Source organism: Endozoicomonas acroporae (genome assembly GCF_002864045.1).
GTDB lineage: Bacteria > Pseudomonadota > Gammaproteobacteria > Pseudomonadales > Endozoicomonadaceae > Endozoicomonas > Endozoicomonas acroporae.
Genome location: NZ_PJPV01000171.1, coordinates 51610 through 60801, shown reverse-complemented (window position 1 = coordinate 60801; position 9192 = coordinate 51610). Strand labels below are relative to the sequence as shown.

The 9192-nt window shown below is 51.1% G+C and carries 9 protein-coding genes; 3 read left to right on the top strand and 6 right to left on the bottom strand.

The annotated features are described in order from the left end of the window. Positions 1 to 381: 381 nt before the first annotated feature. The 5 genes from CX664_RS22810 to CX664_RS22790 form a co-directional block, all read right to left on the bottom strand. Positions 382 to 1437, bottom strand: coding sequence for a hypothetical protein (locus CX664_RS22810; protein ID WP_101748947.1), 1056 nt, complete (start codon positions 1435 to 1437; stop codon positions 382 to 384). A 2-nt stretch (positions 1438 to 1439) separates the two neighbouring features. Continuing rightward, positions 1440 to 3596, bottom strand: a complete 2157-nt coding sequence (locus CX664_RS22805) for a TcfC E-set like domain-containing protein (RefSeq protein WP_101748946.1) — start codon at positions 3594 to 3596, stop codon at positions 1440 to 1442. A gap of 192 nt (positions 3597 to 3788) precedes the next feature. Then, the gene (locus CX664_RS22800) at positions 3789 to 4127 is read right to left on the bottom strand and encodes a PIN domain-containing protein (protein WP_146000237.1); all 339 of its coding nucleotides are present in this window, start codon (positions 4125 to 4127) and stop codon (positions 3789 to 3791) included. Positions 4128 to 4341: 214 nt separating this feature from the next. Next, entirely contained in the window at positions 4342 to 4617 is a 276-nt protein-coding gene (locus CX664_RS22795; protein WP_101748944.1) for a BrnA antitoxin family protein, read from the bottom strand. Continuing rightward, positions 4604 to 4870 carry a BrnT family toxin gene (locus CX664_RS22790; protein ID WP_101748943.1) on the bottom strand — a complete coding sequence of 89 codons (267 nt, stop codon included), beginning with the start codon at positions 4868 to 4870 and terminating at the stop codon, positions 4604 to 4606. Before CX664_RS22790 ends, CX664_RS22795 begins: the two co-directional genes overlap by 14 nt. 260 nt (positions 4871 to 5130) lie before the next feature. Between CX664_RS22790 and CX664_RS28015 the strand changes: the two genes are divergently transcribed. Beyond that, positions 5131 to 5289 carry a hypothetical protein gene (locus CX664_RS28015; RefSeq protein WP_241693368.1) on the top strand — a complete coding sequence of 53 codons (159 nt, stop codon included), beginning with the start codon at positions 5131 to 5133 and terminating at the stop codon, positions 5287 to 5289. A gap of 137 nt (positions 5290 to 5426) precedes the next feature. After that, positions 5427 to 5729 (top strand): addiction module antidote protein, encoded by a 303-nt coding sequence (locus CX664_RS22780; protein WP_101748942.1) that lies wholly within the window; start codon positions 5427 to 5429, stop codon positions 5727 to 5729. Between the two features lie 234 nt (positions 5730 to 5963). On the opposite strand, the gene dcuC is transcribed toward CX664_RS22780, so the two are convergent. Further along, positions 5964 to 7337, bottom strand: coding sequence for a C4-dicarboxylate transporter DcuC (gene dcuC, locus CX664_RS22775; protein ID WP_101748941.1), 1374 nt, complete (start codon positions 7335 to 7337; stop codon positions 5964 to 5966). A 308-nt stretch (positions 7338 to 7645) separates the two neighbouring features. Between dcuC and CX664_RS22770 the strand changes: the two genes are divergently transcribed. Beyond that, positions 7646 to 9106, top strand: a complete 1461-nt coding sequence (locus CX664_RS22770) for an RNA polymerase factor sigma-54 (protein WP_101748940.1) — start codon at positions 7646 to 7648, stop codon at positions 9104 to 9106. The last annotated feature ends 86 nt before the right edge of the window (positions 9107 to 9192 follow it).

The following is a 9192-nucleotide window of genomic DNA, read 5'->3' as shown; positions in this document are numbered from 1 at the left end:
CGGAGTTGCAACGCCGCAGAGTGACTGCCCACTTAGTCAGAAATATACGATTCCATTTGGTTAACTACTTAGCACCACCAAAACATTATTCATCAAATATTGCGAAGCGAAATCAAAACCCGCAGATTATTCGGCTAAAATATCAGATAACCGACAATGGACAAATATTATTTTCTTTGAGGATGACGCAGATCAACATACGACATACAACTTGCCCGGGTTAAAAAAAACAATTGCCGTTTGGTAAAGCAACTGATTCATGGTTCAGGAAATGTTTTTGTTTTTAACGCAACCTATAAAATCGAATCCCGGTACCAATCAAGAGGCTCATGTGCTGACTGCTCCTGCGAAATCGGTTATCCCGCCCAATAGCCGCAAAACTCAATCAGGTTCAACATACAGCGTCATAGTGTCACTATACATACCATCTGAACCTCCGGGGTCAGCCTGAATAGTAACGGTCATGTTTTCATCAATATAGTCATTGCAATTAAATGATTTTGACGGCGTCCAACCCGAATACCAACGTGAATCAGTTATGGTTGTTGTTTTATTATTTCTATCGCTAAGCGTCATTGTGTAACGTATTAATTCTTCACCGTTGCTTAGTTGAAAATCCTTCCCCTCTTGTCGTTGCGAAGACACCAAGCCATGGCTGCTATCTGGCCGCAACTTAAATTTATCGGTCCCCAGAGCGAATACGCAAAACGTTCGGGTACCACGTCTAGAAGTGCTGTCCAGAGGCATATTCTCCAGGCCACTAATCTGAATAAGTTCCGGTATAACAAGCTCTATATCAAGTTTAACAGGCCACTCAACACCGGCATCACCTGCATTAATGCCTGCTGTGCTGGGCGCTTGATCTATGGTAAAAGTCAATGTGCCAGAATGCTCGCCTGACTGCGTCAGAGTACCTTCTTTGATCAGGTCATTCAGGTTAGCTCCTATGGTGAGTGTAAAGTCAAGGCACTCTTCACAACGAAATGACAACCTCCCAGTACCAGCACCCCGAAAGTCACAATTATCAGAATTACATGCGGTACTTGCCGGGAAATCCACACTCTTTTTGAAGGCTGTCTGCTCGATAGAAACGGTGAGAGGTATTTCTGAGGTAGCATTTTTGAGTGTGACCCCAGCACTGCGCACGTTAAAATAGGCTGGACGTGCACAACCAAAACGACCGCAAGAACGTATTTGGAATTCTTTTGTTACAGTAAACGAACCATTACTCGGATATGATACAGTCATTGCTGATAGAGGCTGATCAAGTAGCGGCCCTCCTCCCTCACAAACGGACACTCCCGTTGAAGGTTTCGGGTTATCGTTGTCTGGGTTGGCTGGCACGCACTGCAAAGCACTGACCTCCAACGGACCCAACAAACCTAAAAACAAAACACAGCTAACCCAACAAACCCAATTTTTGATTACTGCTGTCATAACTACCTTAACTCACCAGCTCCTCGCTTACTCACCGCCAACTGCCCCTCCAACACCGTCGTACACTCGGCATCGGCCAGATCTATGGTGCCCATTTGTAATACATAGCCCTCGTCCATTGCCTCCACCGGCAGTGGACAGAGCCAGCCGTTGCCCAGTTCCACCTGCAAGGTGCCCACATCAGAACGAGCTTCCAGTTGGAACATACCAATATCGTCGGTGCTACCGGGCAGCAAACCGCCATTGATACGAGCGTCTGTCAGCGGCTGACCATTAAACAATAGTCGTCCAAACAGCAGTTGCAATGGTATCGCCTGATAATCCAGCGTCACCACATTGCCGGGGTAGAGGGTGGCCACCTTTTCCCGTTCATCAAAACTGTACAGGGTTTCACCGGCCGGGCTGAGGGTGACCCGGTACTGATCATAGGGAGAGAGACCGATGATCGACGGTGAACCGGCCACCGCATAACCTCGACGCTGGCCGTTTACCCGCACATCGAAGACATCACCGGCGCGACCTTCAAGATTAACCACCAGGGCACTTTCGGAGCGGTCTTCGCCGCCCAGGGCGAACACCTCACCGTCGGTCAGGAAGCTGGTACTCATGCTGCCACCCCAGTTGGTGGTGCCGTTGCCTTCACTGCGGCTGTGGCTGGCACTGAAGCTGGCCCGGCCATAGTGGTTGGCGTACTGTACACTGCCGTTAATGCGCTCGTTGCCGGTACCACCTTCCACCCCGGCGTCAAAGCGCAGGTCGCCGGCCAGCAGCTCGCTGTCCTCCCAGGAGGTGGACAGCCGCAGACGCTGGCTGGAATCACTTTCCCCATCCCGGCGGGTCACTTCTGCCCGTGGCGTGGCGTTAAAGTTCCAGTGGTCGGTGCGATAGCGGAAGCTGATGTTGACCAGCCCAATCTGATCATCACCGGATTTGCTCAGGCTGAAGCTGATATCCGCATCGTAATCAAAGGTGCGGAACAGGGTGCGGCGATAGTCCAGACTGTGGGTGCGGGTCGGGTCCTGGGCGCTATTATTGTCGTCATAGCTCTGGTTCATGTTGTAGCGATAGTTCAGACTGCCATCGAACAGGGGCGTGCCAGCCGAAAATGCCTGCTGCTCAAAGGCGTTGCCAAGTAGACTTACACCGTCGTCAGGTTCAACCCTTGGTTCGTCGTGCCATACCCGGCGGAAGTTCCCGGAGAGGGAGAGATCCCCAAGGGTCAAACGACCGTTGACACTTATACCCGTGGTGCCGTTATCCCCGAGCATCAGCGACGGCTCAATGTCATAAAGGGAGCCGAAGTGGTACAGCCCGAATTCCGACAGGGCATCGTCGCTGCTCACCGCCATGGCCGCCGTGGCCGCTACGGTGTCGTGCAGACGGCGGCTGACGCCGGCCCGGTTCAGCCACTGGTCGGTGACCTCGGGCAGTGTCCGGTCGCTGGTGCGGTCGAGCACCCGACCGGACTCCATAAAGAACAGCCATTCGTCCAACGGGGGAATCTGGCTCTGTTTGGCAAAGAAACGGGTTTCGCTGGAGAGCAGGTTGCCGCTCTCATCGAGAATACGAATCTCAATATCGTAGGCACCACTGGGAAAGCGGCTGGTGTCCAGCTGCTGGGAGCCAGCCTCGAAAAAGGCGCTGTCGATCAGTCGGTCATCCCGGCGCACCTCCACCCGGCCCCGGGTGGGCAAAAATACCGTCACTGGCATGCCGCCGGAGAAGTCCAGATCTTCCCGGGTGATGGTTTTACCTTCCGGGGTCAACCATTGTTCGAGCCAGTACCGAATAGTTTTAACCTTAATTTCCATCTCCTGAACGGTGTAGGGCTCCCGACCGTGACGGACGGAACCCTCGGGAATGTCTTCAGGAGCAATAACCTCTTCTTCAGAAACAGGAGGGCATGGTGGTTGGGATCGTTGGCGTGGAGTCGACTCATCAGGTTTGTTCACTTTCCGCTTGTGATCGTCGCCGGAGCTGTCGTCGGGTTTATCATCACTGTCGTTTTCATCCTGTCCGGCCCCTGGAGTCCCCTGGTCATTATCTTCGGGCGGCTTGGTGTTAGGTTTGAGATTGGGTCGGGTATTGAGTTTCTTCAGACGGGCGATCTCGTTTTCGAGTTGTTCGATTCGAGTCTGTTGCTGGATTAAGCAGTTCATGCAGTTGAGTAATATACTCAAGCAGGTTGGGTGACAAGTCTTCAGGAGGTGACGCAAGCATAGAGACCAGATTAGACGATAGGACGTGATTTTTCCTTATGTACCTGTTTTTGAGTACTTACGTATCCTGAAAGCCGTTGACCGTGTTCCGTTGTCCGTAAAAGACAAGATAAAAGCTTTTACGGATCACGGTCAGCGGGCCTTTAATAATGTTGCCTCAAGCTCCAGTAATTCATGAATGACTGAGTCTGAATATCGAATGCCATTCTGCCGGAGGCCATCAGTGATAGGTTTGAGTGACCCTATGAGATTTTGTCTTCTGGCATAAAGCAATAATGTCAAACTGCCGATGACTTTGAGGCCTCTTTTGCAGGACTCTTTGCGCCCTTTTTTCTCATCAATCATGATGCAGGCGTTGAGCTGCATGGCAGCAATAATGGCTTGCGCTTCACCGTTATCCAGTAGGGCTTGTAATTGTTGCAGCAAAGGGTGATTGTCTGGCTGGTCGGCGATGGGCTTTAGGTGCCGCAATGGGCAGCACTTTCAATGGCGTGGCAGGCTGGTTTTCCGGGTACTTTGCACTAAAAAACAGTGTCAGGTCTTTCATTGTGCACAACAAATGCCGTTTATTAGAAGAACAGAAAAGGACACCCACTTTTTAGACCAATTTGCTGCCACCGCAGTAGGGCAGTCTATTCTCGGTCAGCCTCCCAGGGAATTTGTCCAACAGCCTGTTGGACAAAGATCAGGAATGCCGGGTAGCTACATACTCCTTTAATGCATCGTCCATACGGGTCTGCCATCCCTTGCCTGTGGCACGGAAATACGCAATCACTTCAGGCGACAATCGTATGGTAATGCGTTCCTTGGTCTCCTCCGCCCTGGGTCGACCTGAGGCTCGCTTTTGCTCAAACATCTCATCAGTGATCTCAAAGGTGTCCGGGTCGGCCGCGATCCCGGCATTGATGGCGGCGTCTTCTTCATCGGTGGGCCATATAGTGCCCGGCTTAAGCTTTGGCATAGCGCTTCATCTCCCGTTTGTTGGCTTTTCTCAGGCTAATGATCCGGCGAACATCCCCGCGATCGGTGTAGACGACACAACACAAACGCAACCCAAGGTACGCCAGACCTACCATCCGTTGCTCTTCATAGTTATAGCGACGGTCCTGCCATGCCCAGAGCGTGTCCCATTCCAGGTGCTCAGCCTCAGACAGCGACAGGCCATGCTTGGCTTGGTTGGTGGCGTCTTTGTCAGCATCATACTCGTACTTCATGGATTTATTGTATGTACAAAAAATAAAACCCGCCAGTTAATAGCCATCCCACAGGGTCCGGCACTCAGCATAGTTGGTTGTTCATGACCGAAGAAAAGAAAAAAAATCGGGGTCACAAAAAATCGAAAAAAAGAAAAGGACACCCATAAATTTGTCATTAATGGTTGAATTTGTAGGCGTCCTATTCTTCCTATTTTTCAGCCCGAACCTGAGGATAGATAGACTTTCCATACTGTAGTTTAAAGACTACAATTTATCCCATGATCACCATTAAAGAAACTGAGACTTACCGCAAGTGGGAGCAAAAGCTGAAGGATCCCCGGGCAAAAGCCACTATAGCGGCTCGGGTATTTCGTCTGGCTAATGGCCTGCCCGGTGACGTTGCCTTGCCCCAGTTGGAGAAGGGGTCAGTGAGCTGAGAATTCATTATGGCCCTGGTTATCGGGTGTAATTCCGTCAGATGAGATCATTCTTCTTCTATGTGGAGGAAACAAAAGCACGCAGAACAAAGATATAGAACTTGCTAAACAGCTGGCAAAATGCTGGAGGAAAAATAATGACTGAACCCTTATACGATTATGACCCTGCTGCGGCACTGGACAGTCCGGAAGCCGTGGAGGTGTTTATCGCTGATGCTTTTGAGACTGGCGATGCCTCTTATATTGCCAAAGCGCTTGGTGTTGTTGCCAGGGCTGAAGGTATGAGTAACATTGCCAGACAAACTGGGCTTTCCCGGGAGCAACTGTATCGCTCGTTCAGTGATGATGGAAACCCAACGCTGAAAACCGTCTTGAGTGTTATGCAGGCTCTGGGTCTTAGTCTCACTGCCAAAACCCAAAGTATTGGGGGCAGGCCTTGATTCCTGGATTGAGTCAAGGACAATTTTTAAGAACACAGAGAAAGAAAAGAAAAAGACACCCACTTTTTATCTACCAAGTCAACTCACGGTGGCTTTTGAGATAACCCAGTGCGTAAAAGCGTTGATACCCATGCTGCACTGAGCGGGATGTTCGGGTATTAGGGCTTTCCTGAACTAGAACAACGCAGGATCATATTAAAAAAACGCCCCCGCGCCAGGCGGGGGAGAAAAGGATCAGACAAACAAAATCAGATGCAACGCCATACCAACCACAAACGCACCAATCATCGGTACCGAGGTTCTTTTCACCACTTCAAACGGTGAGATTTTGGCAATACCGGCACAGGCAATAATGACCGCCGAGATGGGGGACATGGAACGGCCCATGGAAGCGGCAAAGTTCATGGGCAGCAGCATGGCCACCGCAGGCACACCAAAGCTTTTGGCAACCTCTGGTGCCAGGGTGGCAAATGACAGGAAGGCCGCATTGCCAGAGCCCATCATAATGGCCGCAACGGCAATCAGCGTGGCCATAAACAGTGTCATACCGGCAGCACCGATACCCAGCTCCTGGGCAGAACCGAGCAGGGAGTCAATGGCACCAATATGTTTTAACCCTGTGGCAAAAATTTCAGCACCGATAATCAGACCTACCACCGGACCAAAAACAGCACCCATACCATTGAGGAATTGATCAAAGCCATCAAGGGACTGTTTCATTTTGCGGGTACGGACCACTTCACAGAACATGCCAACAAATACGCTGATCAGCATGGCCATGACCAGGTTCATTTTGATGGACGACACCATCATTTTGGAAAAAATCAACAACAGAAAGAAAGGAATCATGGGCAGCAGCGCATAGAATGCCGGGGCCGGGTCTTTCTGGTCACCGTCTGTATGTTCGATGCCCTCACCCACATGCTCGGCAACCATATAGCCATCTTTCAGGTCGCACCGACGCTGCCAGACAAAGTGCAGGGCCGCCGCCACCAGCGCCATGGGGACGGTGATCCAGGCCTGATAATCCAGGAAGTATTCGGTAATTTCCAGTCCGGACTGGCTGGCGGCAAAGTTGGCATTCACCTGGGTGACACCGATTTCAAACGCCGCCGGAGAAGCGATCACGGCAACCGCTGAAGCCGGGCTTAAACCGATATTTCTCAGCACCGGATACAGCGTCACCATCAACAGCAGACCGAGGCCCGTTGCCGAGGTGACGAACATTTGCAGCACAACACTGAGCAGATAACACAGTGCCAGTACCATATAAGGTGAGCGAAAATGGCTGATGGGCTTAACGGCCAGTCGAACCAGCGCTTCTGAGGCACCGATATGGGACATGTAGCTGGCAAAACCACCACAGGCCATGATGGTCAGACCCAGGCTGGCCATGCGGAAGCTGAATACCGTGTTCATCAGTTGAAACAGGTCAAAGGGGATAAAACCGGTGGCCTTGGCCGCTGGCAGAATATCTTTTATCCCCATCAACGCGGCAGCACTTAGCAGGACAATACCGGCAATAGCCAGCGAGGCTGATGCACTGTAGTTCTTCACGATGGCGTATATAACCAGTGCAACCACGGGTATGACGATGAGTATATCCACAGGGAATCCTGAAAATGGCTAAATTTCGCGCAGGTTATTTCTGGAGCTATTGGTTGTAAATGACCAATGTCAAATAATGATCGGGTAGTTTTTTTTAACCATTCTGACAGTCGTTATGACCGAACTTTAAAGGCGGAAAGCGCTTATAACCCACACAAAAACACACGTAATTTCATCGTATTCAATCTTTGCACATTTTTTGCTAAAGCTATGGTTTCAGAAACGTCTATGGGTTTATAATCAGCCGCACATGGAGAGTAAGCCTCTGCGGCCTCCACGGAAAACGAAGTAAAGGTATACGGTTGCCTATGAAGCCTTCCTTACAGCTCAAGATGGGCCAGCAGTTGACCATGACGCCGCAGCTGCAACAGGCCATCCGGCTGCTACAGCTATCGACCCTGGATCTTCAGCAGGAGATTCAGGAGGCCCTGGAGTCCAACCCCATGCTGGAGTCCGACGATAGCCAGACAGAGGACACCGCCAGCAGTGAAGGACAGGAAGAGCTCGTTGATCTGAGCGAAAAAGCCTCAGAACCTGAGCCTCAGGAGATGGCGGAATGGTCAGACAGCATTCCCAATGAACTGCCCGTGGACTCCGCCTGGGACGACGTGTACTCCAGCCTGCCGGCCAGCAGCGGTGACGATGATTATGACCCCCTGGCAAAATCCTCCGCTGTGGAGTCACTTCAGGATCACCTGGAATGGCAACTGGATATGGTGCCCATGAGCGACCGGGATCGGCTGATTGGTCTGGCGATCATCGAGGCGGTTAATCCGGATGGTTATTTAACCTGCACGCTGGATGACCTGTTTGTCTCTCTTCAATCCCAACTGGACGATCTGGAGATTGAAGAGATCCATGTGCTGCAACACCGGGTGCAGCAATTCGATCCGGTGGGTTGTGGCAGTGTTGACCTTAGACAGTGTCTATTGGTTCAACTTCGTCAGCTGCCGCCCTCAACACCCCATTTCAACAATGCGGAAAAACTGCTCACCCGCTACCTTGAGTCCCTTGGCACCCGTGATTATGCCAGCATCATGCGTCATGCCAAACTGAAAGAAGACCAGCTGCGAGAAGCCCTCCGCCTGATTCAGAGCTTCCACCCAAAACCCGGCAGCACCATTGATCAGACAGAAGCCGAATATGTGGTTCCGGATATATCCGTCAGGAAAATCAGGGAACGCTGGACGGTGGAACTGAATTCCGACGCCCTGCCCAAACTGCGCATTAATAATAATTATGCGTCCATGGTTCAGAGAGCCAATAACAGCCGCGACAATGTGTTCATGAAGAACCATCTGCAAGAAGCCCGCTGGTTTTTGAAAAACCTGCAAAGCCGTAATGAAACATTGATGAAAGTGGCGAGTCAGATTATTGCCTATCAGCAGGAGTTCCTGGAAAAAGGGGATGAAGCCATGAAACCCCTGGTGCTGGCAGATATTGCCGAGGCGGTGGGCATGCATGAGTCGACGATATCCCGGGTAACTACTCAGAAGTACATGCATACTCCCCGGGGTGTTTACGAGCTGAAGTACTTTTTTTCCAGCCATGTCAGCACCACGGAAGGGGGGGAGTGTTCCTCCACGGCTATTCGGGCCCATATCCGCAAACTTATTGCTGAAGAGACACCGCGCAAACCCCTCAGTGACAATAAAATTGCAACCATTCTCGGGGATCAGGGCATCAAGGTAGCAAGGCGCACCATTGCCAAATACCGTGAGTCCATGAATATTCCGCCATCCAATGAACGTAAGCAGTTAGTGCCCTAGTTGATACACCGCTCAAAAAGCAGTTTTTTTTGTCTCAGGGCGTTCCAAGCTGCACCGACAGTGATAGAATCGAACTCAGCCAGTAC

Coding starts and splice junctions, on each gene's coding strand:
- CX664_RS22770 (WP_101748940.1), top strand. CDS start 7,646: ATGAAGCCTTCCTTACAGCTCAAGATGGGCCAGCAGTTGACCATGACG.
- CX664_RS22790 (WP_101748943.1), bottom strand. CDS start 4,870: ATGAAGTACGAGTATGATGCTGACAAAGACGCCACCAACCAAGCCAAG.
- CX664_RS22805 (WP_101748946.1), bottom strand. CDS start 3,596: ATGAACTGCTTAATCCAGCAACAGACTCGAATCGAACAACTCGAAAAC.
- CX664_RS22795 (WP_101748944.1), bottom strand. CDS start 4,617: ATGCCAAAGCTTAAGCCGGGCACTATATGGCCCACCGATGAAGAAGAC.
- CX664_RS22810 (WP_101748947.1), bottom strand. CDS start 1,437: ATGACAGCAGTAATCAAAAATTGGGTTTGTTGGGTTAGCTGTGTTTTG.
- CX664_RS28015 (WP_241693368.1), top strand. CDS start 5,131: ATGATCACCATTAAAGAAACTGAGACTTACCGCAAGTGGGAGCAAAAG.
- CX664_RS22780 (WP_101748942.1), top strand. CDS start 5,427: ATGACTGAACCCTTATACGATTATGACCCTGCTGCGGCACTGGACAGT.